The sequence below is a fragment of the Pseudomonas sp. R3-41 genome (assembly GCF_054161485.1).
Genome location: NZ_CP096421.1, coordinates 701,289 through 715,772 on the forward strand (window position 1 = coordinate 701,289; position 14,484 = coordinate 715,772).

The 14,484-nt window shown below is 62.0% G+C and carries 11 protein-coding genes; 6 read left to right on the forward strand and 5 right to left on the reverse strand.

Annotated elements, in window-relative coordinates:
• Window positions 1–45 precede the first annotated feature (45 nt).
• From rsmA to M1D99_RS03145, 4 genes are read right to left on the reverse strand one after another with little or no spacing between them, the layout of a single operon-like run.
• A complete protein-coding gene (rsmA, locus tag M1D99_RS03130; protein WP_186706966.1) occupies window positions 46–864 on the reverse strand; it encodes a 16S rRNA (adenine(1518)-N(6)/adenine(1519)-N(6))-dimethyltransferase RsmA in 819 nt (272 codons plus the stop codon).
• On the reverse strand, window positions 861–1,850 hold the full coding sequence (gene pdxA / locus M1D99_RS03135; RefSeq protein WP_186729596.1) for a 4-hydroxythreonine-4-phosphate dehydrogenase PdxA: 990 nt from the start codon (window positions 1,848–1,850) through the stop codon (window positions 861–863). The genes rsmA and pdxA overlap by 4 nt, the downstream gene beginning before the upstream one ends.
• A complete protein-coding gene (gene surA / locus M1D99_RS03140; protein WP_139197732.1) occupies window positions 1,847–3,163 on the reverse strand; it encodes a peptidylprolyl isomerase SurA in 1,317 nt (438 codons plus the stop codon). Before surA ends, pdxA begins: the two co-directional genes overlap by 4 nt.
• On the reverse strand, window positions 3,144–5,942 hold the full coding sequence (locus M1D99_RS03145) for an LPS-assembly protein LptD (RefSeq protein WP_434573966.1): 2,799 nt from the start codon (window positions 5,940–5,942) through the stop codon (window positions 3,144–3,146). The genes surA and M1D99_RS03145 overlap by 20 nt, the downstream gene beginning before the upstream one ends.
• Window positions 5,943–6,072: 130 nt before the next feature.
• Between M1D99_RS03145 and M1D99_RS03150 the strand changes: the two genes are divergently transcribed.
• The 3 genes from M1D99_RS03150 to M1D99_RS03160 are packed head-to-tail and all read left to right on the forward strand — an operon-like array spanning window position 6,073 to window position 8,535.
• Window positions 6,073–7,098 (forward strand): aminoglycoside phosphotransferase family protein, encoded by a 1,026-nt coding sequence (locus M1D99_RS03150; protein WP_434573968.1) that lies wholly within the window; start codon window positions 6,073–6,075, stop codon window positions 7,096–7,098.
• Window positions 7,095–7,766: an N-acetylmuramate alpha-1-phosphate uridylyltransferase MurU gene (gene murU / locus M1D99_RS03155; RefSeq protein WP_458131365.1), complete on the forward strand. Its 672-nt coding sequence runs from the start codon at window positions 7,095–7,097 to the stop codon at window positions 7,764–7,766. Before M1D99_RS03150 ends, murU begins: the two co-directional genes overlap by 4 nt.
• Window position 7,767: 1 nt before the next feature.
• On the forward strand, window positions 7,768–8,535 hold the full coding sequence (locus M1D99_RS03160; protein ID WP_434573970.1) for a TerB family tellurite resistance protein: 768 nt from the start codon (window positions 7,768–7,770) through the stop codon (window positions 8,533–8,535).
• A 179-nt stretch (window positions 8,536–8,714) separates the two neighbouring features.
• Here the strand turns inward: M1D99_RS03160 and M1D99_RS03165 are convergent, their stop codons facing one another.
• A complete protein-coding gene (locus M1D99_RS03165) occupies window positions 8,715–9,707 on the reverse strand; it encodes an alpha/beta hydrolase family protein (RefSeq protein ID WP_434573972.1) in 993 nt (330 codons plus the stop codon).
• A 74-nt stretch (window positions 9,708–9,781) separates the two neighbouring features.
• Between M1D99_RS03165 and M1D99_RS03170 the strand changes: the two genes are divergently transcribed.
• From M1D99_RS03170 to M1D99_RS03180, 3 genes are all read left to right on the forward strand, one after another.
• Window positions 9,782–12,178 (forward strand): PAS domain-containing sensor histidine kinase, encoded by a 2,397-nt coding sequence (locus M1D99_RS03170; protein WP_458131366.1) that lies wholly within the window; start codon window positions 9,782–9,784, stop codon window positions 12,176–12,178.
• Between the two features lie 205 nt (window positions 12,179–12,383).
• Window positions 12,384–13,013, forward strand: coding sequence for a response regulator (locus tag M1D99_RS03175; protein ID WP_003206156.1), 630 nt, complete (start codon window positions 12,384–12,386; stop codon window positions 13,011–13,013).
• 346 nt (window positions 13,014–13,359) lie between these two features.
• Window positions 13,360–14,484 carry an ABC transporter ATP-binding protein gene (locus M1D99_RS03180; RefSeq protein WP_053125916.1) on the forward strand — a complete coding sequence of 375 codons (1,125 nt, stop codon included), beginning with the start codon at window positions 13,360–13,362 and terminating at the stop codon, window positions 14,482–14,484.

Consider the following 14,484-nt stretch of genomic DNA (forward strand, 5'->3'; position numbering starts at 1 on the left):
TAGTAAACCAGACTGGCGTACTGCCCGATAGCGCTCGACCTCTGTTCAGTTGGCGTCGGCTTGCGGGGCGGCCTGTTCGCTGAGTTTGTCGGCCAAGCGTACGAACGCCGCCAGGTCCAACTGCTCGGGGCGCAGGCTGCCATCAACGCCGGCGGCTTCGATTTCGGCGCTGCTGAGCAACAGTTTCAAGGTGTTGCGCAGGGTCTTGCGGCGCTGGTTGAACGCTTCGCGCACCACCCGCTCCAGCAGGCGATGATCCTTGGCCGGGTGCGGCAGGACGGCATGAGGCACCAGGCGAACGATGGCCGAGTCGACTTTCGGTGGCGGGTTGAATGCACCCGGGCCTACGTTGAACAGGTGTTCGACCCGGCAATGGTACTGGACCATGATCGACAGGCGACCCCAGTCTCCACCACCAGGGCCGGCGGCTAGACGTTCGACCACTTCTTTTTGCAGCATGAAGTGCATATCGCGGATCAGGCCGGCATTGCTCAGCAGATGGAAGATCAGCGGCGTGGAAATGTTGTACGGCAGGTTGCCCACTACCCGCAGGCTGTTCGGCGCGGCGTTCAGGCTATTGAAGTCGAACTTCAGCGCGTCGCCCTGATGCAGGTTGAAGTTGCTCTTGCCGGCGAACTGCTGGTTGAGGATCGGGACCAGGTCTTTATCCAGCTCCACCACGTCCAGTTGTGCGCCGCTGTCGAGCAGGCCCTCGGTCAGGGCGCCCTGGCCCGGCCCGATTTCCAGCAAGCGGTCGTCGGGCTTGGCCCGGATGGAACGCAGGATGCGATCGATCACGCCGGCGTCATGCAGGAAGTTCTGGCCGAAGCGCTTGCGCGCGCGGTGTTGGTATTGCTCGGTCATAAATGGGTCTCGGCCATCTGGTAGGCGGTTTCTAGCGCGACTTGCAGGCTGCCGGTATCGATCTTGCCGCTGCCGGCCAGGTCCAGGGCGGTGCCATGGTCCACGGAGGTGCGGATGATCGGCAGGCCCAACGTCACGTTGACTGCCGCGCCGAAGCCTTTGTATTTCAGCACGGGCAGGCCCTGGTCGTGGTACATCGCCAGCACCGCATCGCAGTGCTCCAGATATTTGGGGGTAAACAGAGTGTCGGCAGGCAGCGGGCCACGCAGGTCCATGCCCTCGCTGCGCAAGCGCTCCAACGTGGGTTCTATGATGTCGATTTCTTCTCGGCCCAGGTGTCCGCCTTCACCGGCATGGGGGTTGAGTCCACAGACCAGGATGCGCGGTCGGGCGATGCCGAATTTTTCCTGGAGGTCTGCGTGCAGGATGCGCGTGACCCGTTCCAGGCGTTCCGGGGTGATGGCGTCGGCGATGTCCCGCAAGGGCAGGTGAGTGGTCACCAGGGCCACGCGCAGGCCACGAGTGGCGAGCATCATCACCACTTGCGCGGTGTGGGTCAGCTCCGCCAGGAATTCGGTGTGCCCGGAAAAGGCAATCCCGGATTCGTTGATCACGCCCTTGTGCACCGGCGCGGTGATCATGCCTGCGAACGCCCCATCCAGGCAGCCTTGACCGGCGCGGGTCAGGGTTTGCAGGACGAACGCGGCGTTGGCCTGGTCCAATTGCCCGGTGACGACCGGGGCGCCCAACGGCGTATCCCAGACGTACAGGCTATTGGCGGGCGCTGGAATATCCGGCCAGGCCTGCGGCGTCACCGGCAACAGGTCGACGACCACCCCCAGTTGCGCGGCCCGCTCAAGGAGCAGGTCGCGACTGGTGATGGCAATCAGGGGATGCGGCTGGGGTTGCGAGGCGAGCAGCAGGCACAGGTCGGGACCGATGCCGGCTGGTTCGCCGGGTGTCAGCGCGAAACGCTTGGGTTTCACTGCGCTGCCTGGTCTGCACCAGGAAGTTTGATTTCAACGTAGGCTTCGTCGCGAATCTGACGCAGCCAGGTTTGCAGCTCTTCGTCGTATTTGCGGTTACGCAATACGGTCATCGCCTGCTGTTCGCGCGCCTGGGTGGTGCTGTCGGTGGCGCGACGGCCGAGGACTTCCAGTACGTGCCAGCCATAAGGGCTCTTGAACGGCTTGGACAGCTGGCCTTGCGGCGTATCAGCCATGACCTGGCGGAACTCGGGAACCAGGGCGTTTGGGTCCACCCAGTTCAGGTCGCCGCCGTTGAGGGCCGAACCCGGGTCTTCCGAGAAGCTCTTCGCCAGTTCGGCGAAGTCTTCACCCGCTTCGATGCGGTCGTAGAGTTTCTCCGCCAGACGCTTGGTCTCGGCTTCGCTGCGAATCTCGCTTGGCTTGATCAGGATGTGGCGAACATGGACTTCGTCACGGACCTGGGTTCCGCCACCGCGTTTTTCCAGCACTTTCAGGATAATGAAGCCACCTGGGGTACGTGCTGGCTGGGTGATGTCGCCGACGGCCATGGCGCTCAGCTCGCGGTCGAACGGAGGCGGCAATTGAGCGGGCTTGCGCCAGCCCATGTCGCCGCCTTCCAGGGCGTTGTCGCTGCCCGACTTGGCAATGGCCATCTGGCCGAAGTCGGCCCCTTGCTTGAGCTGCTGGTAGACATCCATTGCCTGGCGATAAGCACTTTGGATGGCTTCGGAGTTAGCGCTTTCCGGGGTAGGAATCAGGATGTTCGCCAGGTGCAGCTCTTCGGAAAGCTGCATCTTGCCCAAGTCGGAGGCGAGGAAGTTTTTCACTTCCTGTTCCGACACCTGGATGCGTTCGGCGACACGGCGCTGGCGCACACGGCTGATGACCATTTCGCGGCGGATCTGATCGCGGGCGTCCTCGTAGGAGAGGCCGTCGCGAGCCAGGGCGGCACGGAACTGGTCGATGCTCATGTTATTGCGCTGGGCAATGGTGCCGACGGCCTGGTTCAGTTCTTCATCGGTGATGCGGATGCCGGAACGTTCGCCGATCTGCAATTGCAGGTTTTCGACGATCAGGCGTTCGAGCACTTGCTGGTCCAGCACGCCTGGAGGCGGCAGGCCTCCGCCGCGCTTGGCGATGGTTTGCTGCACTTCATGGACGCGCTGGTCCAGTTGGCTCTGCATGACTACGTCGTTGTCGACGATGGCCACTACCTTGTCGATGGACTGTACCGCGGCGTTGGCTGCGGTACCCAGGAACAGCGCGCCCAACATCAGCGGGCGCAGACAATCAGAAAGCTTGGTCTTCACGTTCACGATAACCTTGGATGCCTTTGTCGAGGAAGCTCTCTACCTTGGCGCCAGTCAGGCCGCCGAGTCCCTTCAGAACAATTTGGAGGAAGATGCCGCGGTCGCCTTTTTCGTTTTCCGGGGCGGCTTGACTGAACTCTTCGTAGTCGACCCAGTAACGGTTGATCAGGCGCAGTTTCCAGCAGCAGTTGTCGTATTCGAAACCACCGAAGGCTTCCAGGGTACGGTTGCGGTTGTAGTCATACTGCCAGCGGCTGATGAGGTTCCACTGTGGCACGATCGGCCAGATGACCGAGAAGTCGTGCTGCTTGATCTTGTAGTAGTCCTTCACGTAGCCAGGTGTGCCTGGCGTGCCGTAGTCGCCACCGCCCACGGACCATTGACCCGTAGTCTGGTCGTAACGGACCTGGTCGTTGCGATAGCGATAACCGGCGTTGATGACCTTGTTCGGGTTGTCTTCTGGCTGGTAGTGGAACATCGCGCTGCCCGAGCGAGGGCTGTGGGTGTCCGGATCCCAGTTGTAGGTAGCCGTGGTGCGCCAGTCACGGTTCCAGCGGAATTCGTACTCCAGTGCGTATGGAGATACGTCTGACTTGGCATCTTCACGCGTGTTGAAGTCGATGCCTGGCAGTTGAACTTCGCGGTCCTTGAAGTAAAAGGCCTGGCCGACACTGACGCGCTGGCGCTCGAAACCGTTTTCCTGGATCCAGCGACTGGTCACGCCCAAGGACAGTTTGTTCTCGTCGCCGACACGGTCGGAGCCGGAGAAACGGTTGTCCCGGAACAGCGAGGAATAGCTGAAGGTGGATTCGCCGGTGTCGAAAACCGGAATGTCGCTTTGATCTTTCTCTGGGACATAGAGGTAGAACAGGCGCGGCTCCAGGGTTTGACGGTAGTTGCTACCAAACCACTGGGTGTCCCGGTCGAAGTACAGGCCGCTGTCGATGCTGGCGATTGGAACGCCGCGGCTCTGGCTGCCACTGTAGGTGCCGCGCAGGCGATCAGCCTCGGCCGATTGTGCGGCGATTTGCGACTTGCCGGTGCTATCCAAGTCCAGATCGTACTGGGTGTACTGGTATTTGAGCGACGGCTTGATGAAGCCATAGCTTGCTTCCATCGGTAGGCTCATGACCGGCGCCAGGTTCAGGCGATTGCCGTTAGCCCGTGCCAGGCCGCGAACGTTAGTGTCCAGCCGGTCCTCGGTATTACCGTCTTCGTCAGTGTAGACACCAGTCCGCAAATCTCGATCAAACCGAACCAACTCCGTCCTGTAAGCGAAATCCAGGCCGTACGGATGCTGAGGCAGCGATCCGTCAAAGGTGATCTGAGGCAGGCGATTATACGGTGTGATCTTCGAAATCGTCGCCAGCTGGTAAGCCTGTGCATTCAAGCGGGCAACATAGTTGTCCCCCCGATAGCTGACGATCCCTTGCTGATTGACGCGATCATTGGACTCGATACCAATCTGATCGCTTTCAAGGTCCTGGAAATAGTACGGATCGCTGATCTTGGTGTAGTCGACTTCCGTCAGCACGCGGGAATCGAGGCCGCCCTTGTGCTGCCAGTTGTACATGTAGCGGGTCTTGTCGTAGTCGCTCTGCCCGCTGCGCTCATCGTCTTCGTCGTTGAGGTACGCAGCACCGAACTGACCTTCGCTGGACTTGGTCAGGTAGCGGAACTCGCCTTCCATCAGCAGGCCGCGCTTGGCCATGTAGCGCGGGTACAACGTGGCGTCGTAGTTCGGCGCCAGGTTGAAGTAGTACGGGGTGACCAGCAGGAAGCCGGTGTCGCTGCTGGTGCCGATGGTCGGCGGCAGGAAGCCGGACTGGCGACGGTCGTCGATCGGGAAATAGATGTACGGCGTGTACAGGACCGGGAAGTCCTTGACCCGCAGCGTCACGTTGGTCGCGGTGCCGAAACCGGTGGCCGGGTTCAGGGTGATGTTGTTGCCCTTGAGTGTCCAGGCGTTGCTGCCCGGCTCGCACGTGGTGTACGTACCGTCCTTGAGGCGGATGATCGCGTTCTCGGCGCGCTTGGCGTACAGCGCGTTACCGCGGATGCGCGATTTGTGCATCACGTATTCGGCGTTGTCGACCTTGGCTTCGCCGGTGTCCAGTTGCACATCGGCGTGGTCGCCGACGATCAGCGCACCGTTGTCGCGAACCCGCACGTTGCCGCTCAGCTCGCCACGGTTCTCGGCCTGGTACAGGCTGGCCTCGTCGGCCTCGACCTGCATGCTGCCCTGGCGCATGACCACGTCGCCGGCCAGGGTCGCCACCTGTTCTTCCTGCTGATAGCGCGACGCCTTGGCGCCGAGGAAGGTGGGCGCATCGCTCTTGGCCGTCTTGTCATCCATGCCAGGACGCGTCGGCTCGATATAGGCACCCGCGCAGTAAGGACCAGTTTCAGCCAGTTGCGCCGGGGTGAGGTTCTCGCGTGGAACCCAATCCAGGTGGCTGTAGTCTGCACTGCGCGACTTCAGGCCACGGCCCTTGGCTTCGGTCACGAGCATCGGCTTTTCGCCGGCTTCCTCGCCCGAGCCGCTGTCGGCCGGAGCAGCGCCGCTGTCGGAAACCGCACTGCCATCATGCACGGGACGCGGCGGCAACGCGGCGGCCGGTGTCTTGGGTGCACAGTCCCAGGCACCCGAAGCGGAGACGGAGCAGTCATACTGCTGCGCCGCGACGACGAATGAAGAGGCCAGGGGTTGCAGGGCCAGCAGACTGCCGGTGACCAGCAACGGAAATTTTTTACGAAACGCGGGGGATTTCAATGCCATCTTATTAGTCCGGGCTTCCTGCGTGCCATCTGCCCGCGGTGTGGGCCGCACGCCTCTCGATGGTCTGAAAAAGATGCTGGATAATAAAGCATGACCCGCTTGACGGCTAGCGCCGTCGGAGACCCTTGCAATGCCCGACCAAGATGTACGCTTGCAACACCTGAAACTTTGGCTCGATGAACAGCTGCCGATCCTTTTCACTCAACAGGGGTGGGGGGCTGTACCCCCGGCCACGTTGACCGCCGCCAGCAGTGACGCGAGTTTCCGGCGGTATTTCCGCTGGGAAGGCGAGGGCCGCACGTTGATCGTGATGGATGCGCCGCCGCCCCAGGAAAACTGCAAACCCTTCGTGGATATTGCTTTTTTACTGGCGAAATCCGGCATCAACGTGCCGAAAATTTATGCCGAAGACCTCGAACGCGGCTTTCTTTTGCTCAACGACCTGGGCAACCAGACGTATCTGGACGTGATCGACGGTGAAAATGCCGACGATTTATTCGCAGATGCCCTGCAAGCCTTGTTGGCTTTCCAGCAACTGCCGATGGTCGCGCCGCTGCCGAGCTACGATGTCGCGTTGCTGCGTCGAGAGCTGGAACTGTTTCCCGAGTGGTACGTCAAGCGCGAGTTGGGCATCGAACTCGATTCGGCCCAGCAGCAACTCTGGCAGCAAGCCACCGAGCTGCTGATCGACAGCGCCTTGGCCCAGCCCAAAGTGCTGGTGCACCGCGACTACATGCCGCGCAACCTGATGCTCAGCGTGCCGAACCCCGGCGTGCTGGACTTTCAGGATGCGGTCTATGGCCCGGTGACCTATGACGTGACCTGCCTGTTCAAGGATGCCTTCCTCAGTTGGCCCGAGGCGCGGGTGCACGGTTGGCTGGAGCGTTACTGGCAGCAGGCCGGCGCCCTGGGTATTCCCGTCCAGCCGGATCTTGAGGACTTCCTGCGGGCCAGCGATTTGATGGGCGTGCAGCGTCATCTCAAGGTCATCGGGATCTTCGCGCGCATTTGCCATCGTGACGGCAAGCCACGTTACCTCGGCGATGTGCCGCGTTTCTTTGCCTATATAGAAGCGGTCATTGCCCGTCGTCCTGAGCTGGCACCGCTCGATGAGCTGCTTGGCAGCCTGCGGCAATCGGCCGGGGAAACGGCATGAAAGCGATAATCCTGGCCGCGGGCAAGGGCGAGCGCATGCGCCCCTTGACCCTGACCACGCCAAAGCCGTTGATTCGTGTGGGTGGCGTGCCCTTGATCGAATACCACTTGCGGGCGCTCGCCAGGGCCGGTTTCACCGAGGTCGTGATCAATCACGCCTGGCTCGGCCAGCAGATCGAAGATCATTTGGGGGATGGTTCACGGTTTGGCGTGAACATCCGTTTTTCCCCCGAAGGCGAGCCGCTGGAAACCGGCGGTGGAATCTTTCGGGCCTTGCCGCTGCTGGGCGATGACGCGTTTTTGGTGGTGAACGGCGATGTCTGGACCGATTACGATTTCAGTGTATTGCGCAAGCCGCTGGAAGGACTGGCGCACCTGGTGCTGGTCGATAATCCCGAGCATCACCCGGGCGGTGATTTCACCCTGGTCGACGGAAAGGTTCACGATGGGCAAACACCTGCCGACAACCTGACCTATAGCGGCATCGCCGTCCTGCATCCGCAATTGTTCAATGGTTGCTCGGACGGTGCCTTCAAGCTTGCACCGCTGTTGCGCACGGCCATGGCCGAGGGGCGCGTCAGTGGCGAGCACCTGAAAGGGCATTGGGTCGATGTCGGTACCCATGAACGTTTGGCGCAGGTCGAAACCTTGATAGAAGCGAGCGGTTGATATGTGGTGGCCAGGGACTCTGATTGGAGCCGGGGCGGGCTTTGCCATAGCCAGCATCCCGGGGGCCATGCTCGGCGCGTTGTTAGGGCAGGCGCTGGACCGGCGCCTGAACCTGCAGGGTTGGGCGCAAATACGTGAGCGTCTAGGCGGACGCCCGGCGTTACGCAACGACGAATTATTGTTTGTGTTGCTCGGACGCCTGGCCAAATGCGACGGGCGTGTGGTCGATGGCCATATCCAGCAGGCTCGCCAGGAGATGCGGGCGCTGGACTTGAGCGAATCGGCGCAACGCCGGGCCATCGCGGCGTTCAACCGGGGCAAGTCCGGCAACGATCGCTTGCGCGGCTATATGCGTCGCCTGGCCGCCCAGCCCCATGCGGCCGAAGGGGTGTTGCGCGCCTGTTGGCGGATGGTCTGGGCCGACGGACGCGCCGGTGTCGGCGAGCGAGAACTGGTGACCCAATGGGGACGCTGGTTGGGCTGGACGCCGCAACAGGTCCAGGCGTTGGCGGCTGATTACGAACCGCAGAAACTGTCGCGGCCCAACGTCGGCGTGACCTATCAGGAGGCCTTGCGCCTGCTGGGGGTTTCGGCCACCAGCGAACCGTCGCAGATCAAGCGCGCGTATCGGCGCCTGCTCAGTCGGCATCACCCGGACAAGATTGCCGGCAGCGGTGCGACACCCTTGCAGGTGCGTGAAGCCACCGATAGAACCCGGGAATTGCATAACGCCTATCGGTTGATTCGCGAGCGACGGGATTTTCGTTAGCCTCACCGCCTCTGTGGCGAGGGAGCTTGCTCCCGCTCGGCTGCGCAGCAGTCCGCAATCCGGTTCACGCGATCGTTCTTTGAAGAGCGGCGGCGCCTGGTCTCAGGACCGCTTCGCAGTCCAGCGGGAGCAAGCTCCCTCGCCACGGTGGATGGTGGGCGCACACGCTGGACTAGCCCTTACTCCCCCACCTTCTGCGGATCCAACCAACCCCGCACCCGCCGAAACAGCTGTTCCTGCTCCGCCGACCGGTTCGGCAGGGCCTTGAGGGACACTTGGCTGAATGTGGAACCTTTCAAGCGTTTGCTTCCCTGCAAGCGCTCCAGCGCCGCGTTGCGATCCAACGCCTTGTCCATGTAGAAAATATCGGCGGTGGCCAGTTTCAAGGTCGGGGTCAGTTCGGCCAGGCCAGGCTTGGCGGTGACTGGCGTCTGGGCGGCCACCATCACGAAGCGTTCGACTTGCGAGGGCTGTTTTTCACTTAAGTAACGCGCGGCCCAATAGGCGCCGGTGCCATGGCCCAGCAGCACGATGCGGCGTGCGCTTTGCTGTTCGGCGTAGGCCAGCGCCGCGTCGATGCGGGCAAAGATGCGCTCGGCATCGGCCCTGGTGTGTTCTTCATCGGCTTGGGCAACGACTGGCTCTACCGCATCGGCTTCGCCGCCGGCAACCTGTTCGATCGGCGCTGAAGTGGTCGCGTCCGGTGCCGCTGCAACGGCGTCGGCCGGTTTGGTCTCGGGCGGCGCTTCCACCACGCGCGGTGCAATGACGTCGCTTTGCAGGTCCGGCAGGGTGATACTCAGGCTGCTCCACTGGGCATCGGGCAGTTTTTTACGCAATGGGCCGACGACTTGAGGCCAGTCAGCCGTTTCGCCGGCACCGGGGATTATGATGACCGCACCCCTGGGGTCACTGGTATTGGCCGGTTTCCACAGCGCCAGGAAGGTGTCGCTGCCGGTCTGCAATTGTTGCTGTTCCTGGGGGGGAACCTTTCGTTCAAGTGCCGTCGCTTCCTCCTGGCTACGCTCGAGCAAGGGTTGGCGCTCGACGGGTTTCTCCTCGGCAGGTTGCTCGGCGACGGGGGCCGTTTCGCTGGCCTGGACAGAAAAGGCACTTGGCAGGATCAGCGACAGGCACAATGCTGGCAATGCCAGGCGATAAACAAAGGGCATCGGATATTCCATGACCAGAAGTATTTCCGGCAGCCTAATGGGTTGGTCAGTATTTGTCAGTGCATGAGACTTCAATGATGCGTTTTTGCTGCCTGTGGGTTATCGGCTGTTTATGGCTTCCCTTGATGGCGTGGGCCGCCCCCGCGCCGTCGTCGCCTGGGGTGCAATTGAATGCAGGGCAGCGCCAATGGCTGGTGCAACATCCACAATGGCGGGTCGGCCTGGTCTTGCAGGCGCCTTATGCGCAATACGACCGACGCTTGCAGCGGTTGTCCGGCACCAACGTCGAGTTGATGCAATGGCTGGGCAAGGCATTGAACGTCGAGCTGACCTGGCGCAATTTCCAGGACGTGGCGCAACTGGAATCCGCGGTGCGCGCGGGTGAGGTGGACATCGCTCCCGGCCTGACCCAGTCCCCGGGCGGGCTCAAGCTCTGGCAGTTCTCCAACCCCTACATGCGTGTGCCGCAATTGATCGTCGGAGCGCAGAAGGGCGCCGAGGGGGTGGAGTTGGAAAAACTCGACGCCCAGGCCCGCGTCGCCGTGCGCATGCCCAGCGCCACGGCTGATTACTTGCGCAGCAACTACCCGACACTGAATCTGCAAGGTGTGCCGCTGGAGCGCGAGGCCCTGCAATTGCTGCTGACCCAGCAGGCCCGATACGCGGTGGTCGACGAGGCGCAACTTGGACGACTGATGGTCGAACCCGAATTCGCCGAGCTGGCGGTGGTGGGCGACATTGGCCTGCCGCAGCTGCTGCGGGTCGCCACACGCCGGGATTGGCCGGAACTGGCCGAGATCATCGACAGCGGTTTGCAGGCAATCCCGGCCAAGGAGCTGGAGCAACTGCACAGCCGTTGGCTCAAGCCCAAATACCCGCGCCTGACCGAAACCCCGGGTTTCTGGCAGAACCTGACCCTGTTGATCCTGGCCTTGCTGCTCAGCAGTGTCGCCATCGTGTTCTGGCAGCGCCGCCAGCAACGCGGCCTGGAGCGCCGACTGCGTACCGCGCGGGAAGACATCGCCCAGCGTACGGCCAGCGAGGAGGCCTTGCGCCTGACGCAGTTCTCCATTGATCAAAGCACGGTGGGCATCCTCTGGGTCAATTGGGACAGCCACGTGCGTTATGCCAACCGAGCGGCCGAAACCATGCTCGGCTACGCCTCGGGCGCCATTATTGACCGGCCCCTGATTGACTTCGAACCGGGCTTGCACATGGATCGCTGGCTGAACCTGTGGAAGCGCGCCCGGGCCAGTGAAGACGGACCGCAGAGTTTCGAGACCGAATGCGTGCGAGCCGATGGCAGCATCCTGCCGGCCGACGTTTCCCTGAGCTTCCTGCGTTTTCGCGACGCCGAATATTTGGTGGTCTACCTCAACGACGTGACTGAACGTCGACGTGCGCTGGCGGCGTTGCGCGAAAGTGAGGCGCGATTGCAAGGCATCGCCGCCAATGTGCCCGGCCTGGTCTTTCGCCTGGAGCGGGCGCCGGTGACCGGCCAGATCGACTTCGCCTACATCAGCGAAGGCAGCGAAAGCCTGGTGGGCTATTCCCCTGCAATCCTGGCCCGCAGCGACACTGGGCTGCGCAGCCTGGTGCACCCGCAGGACAAGGCCGATTACCACCGTACCCAGGACCAGGCGCTGGATACCGACAGTGACTGGTCCTGGCAGGGCCGTATCCTGACCCGCGAAGGCCAGGAACGTTGGGCCGAGATCAAGGCGATCACCCGTCGCCTCGAGGATGGCGCCTACGTCTGGGACGGTATCGTTTGGGACATCACGAACAGCAAGCGCATCGAGTTGGAGCTGGCCAGCTCCCGGGAGCAATTGCGCGAATTGTCGGCACACTTGGAGAGTGTGCGGGAAGAGGAAAAGGCCCGTATTGCCCGGGAAGTTCATGATGAGCTGGGCCAGATGCTGACGGTGTTGAAGCTTGAAACATCCATGTGTGAGTTGGCCTATGCGCAACTCGACCCGGGTCTGCAGGAGCGGCTTAACAGCATGAAGCGCCTGATTGCCCAGTTGTTCCAACTGGTGCGGGACGTTGCGACGGCGTTGCGCCCGCCCATCCTGGATGCGGGCATTGCCTCGGCCATCGAATGGCAGGCCCGGCGCTTCGAGGCGCGCACGCAGATTCCTTGCCTGGTGCAGGTGCCGGACAACCTGCCAACCCTGAGCGACGCCAAGGCCATCGGCCTGTTTCGGATTCTCCAGGAGGCGCTGACCAACGTGATGCGCCATGCCCAGGCGCATACCGTGGAGTTGACGCTGGTCCAGCAAGGTGCTGATTTATGTCTGACGGTCAGCGACGACGGTGTAGGATTTATTGCCGATACGAGCCGGCCGACGTCCTTTGGCCTGGCCGGCATGCGTGAACGGGTGCTGATCATGGGTGGGCAATTGACCTTGGACAGCGAGCCGGGGGAGGGGACGACCCTGTCGGTGCGGGTGCCGCTGCATGAGGCCTGATGGTCTTGGGTTGCCTGGGCTGGCGCCTTCGCGAGCAAGCCCGCTCCCACCTTGTATCGGGGTGGATTCAAGATGTGTGTTTACCGCCGATCCATTGTGGGAGCGGGCTTGCTCGCGAAAGCGGTGTATCGGCTTGCAAGGATGTCGAGCGTAAAGTAGCCATTGCGAACCCGTTCGCGATGAGATCCTGAATCTGGAGAGCAATGTGATCCGTGTACTGGTAGCCGAAGACCACACCATTGTCCGCGAAGGCATCAAGCAGTTGATCGGCCTGGCCAAGGATCTGGTGGTGGTAGGGGAGGCGAGCAATGGCGAACAATTGCTCGAGACCCTGCGTCACGTGCCCTGCGAAGTGGTGCTGCTGGACATTTCCATGCCGGGGGTCAACGGCCTGGAGGCGATCCCACGGATCCGGGCGCTGAACAATCCGCCGGCTATCCTGGTGCTGTCGATGCATGATGAAGCGCAAATGGCTGCTCGCGCGCTTAAAGTCGGCGCCGCCGGCTACGCGACCAAGGACAGCGACCCGGCCCTGCTGCTCATGGCGATTCGCAAGGTCGCGGCCGGTGGACGCTACATCGACCCGGACCTGGCCGACCGCATGGTCTTCGAAGTCGGCCTCACCGATACGCGGCCGCTGCACTCGCTGTTGTCCGAACGCGAATTCTCGGTCTTCGAACGCCTGGCCCAGGGTGCCAACGTCAACGACATCGCCCAGCAACTGGCCCTGAGCAGCAAGACCATCAGCACCCACAAGGCGCGGCTGATGCAAAAGCTCAACATCACCTCGCTGGCCGAGCTGGTGAAGTACGCCATGGAGCACAAGCTGCTCTAAACTCCGCAATTTCCTCTGTGGGAGCGGGCTTGCTCGCGAAGGCGGTCTGACATCCAACACATCTGTCGACTTATACACCGCCTTCGCGAGCAAGCCCGCTCCCACAGAAGAGATGTGTCTGCATATCCATTTGCGACACCCCACAACAGCGCTTTTTGCCCCTGCTTGCAGCTCGCCGTTTGAAACTCGCCACTGTCCTTATCCAATCCCGCCATCCTTGTAGGGCAATCCCTACCCCGACTCTTCCATCCGGCTGAGGCGATTCTCTCCTGCCCCCCGATTTGCGCGGCCCCCAGGCTCCACTAGGCTTGATTCACAAGCAGTCATCAAAACAAAAGGTGCGGGTATGAGCCAGGTCGATTCAAGCGCGGGGGCCAGTGATGTGCTGGTCAGCTTTCGTGGTGTGCAAAAGAGCTACGACGGCGAGAACCTGATCGTCAAAGACCTCAACCTGGACATTCGCAAAGGCGAATTCCTGACCCTGCTCGGGCCTTCCGGCTCCGGCAAGACCACCAGCCTGATGATGCTCGCCGGGTTTGAAACCCCAACCGCCGGCGAGATCCTGCTGGCCGGGCGCTCGATCAATAATGTGCCGCCGCACAAGCGCGACATCGGCATGGTGTTTCAGAACTACGCTTTGTTCCCGCACATGACCGTCTCCGAGAACCTCGCCTTCCCACTGACTGTGCGTGGTTTGAACAAGAGCGACGTAAGCGATCGGGTCAAGCGCGTCCTGAGCATGGTCCAGCTGGACAGCTTCGCCCAACGCTACCCGGCGCAATTGTCCGGCGGCCAGCAGCAGCGGGTAGCCCTGGCCCGGGCGCTGGTGTTCGAGCCGCAGCTGGTGCTGATGGACGAACCCCTCGGCGCGCTGGACAAGCAATTGCGCGAACACATGCAGATGGAAATCAAGCACCTGCACCAGCGCCTTGGCGTGACCGTGGTCTACGTGACCCACGACCAGGGCGAAGCCTTGACCATGTCCGACCGCGTGGCGGTGTTCCACCAGGGCGAGATCCAGCAAATCGCCCCACCACGCACCCTGTATGAAGAGCCGAAAAATACCTTCGTCGCCAACTTCATTGGCGAAAACAACCGTCTCAACGGTCGCCTGCACAGCCACACCGGCGATCGTTGCCTGGTGGAGTTGGCGCGCGGCGAGAAAGTCGAGGCCCTGGCGGTGAACGTCGGCCAGCCCGGCGAGCCGGTGACCCTGTCGATCCGTCCGGAGCGGGTGAGCCTCAATGGCGTCAGCGAACAATGTGTCAACCGCTTCTCAGGGAGGGTGGCGGAATTCATCTATCTGGGCGACCACGTCCGGGTTCGCCTGGAAGTCTGCGGCAAGAACGACTTCTTCGTGAAACAGCCGATTGCCGAGCTCGATCCCGCGCTCGCCGTCGGGGACGTGGTTCCGCTTGGCTGGCAAGTCGAGCATGTGCGTGCGCTCGATCCCCTTTTAGAGGCGAATTGA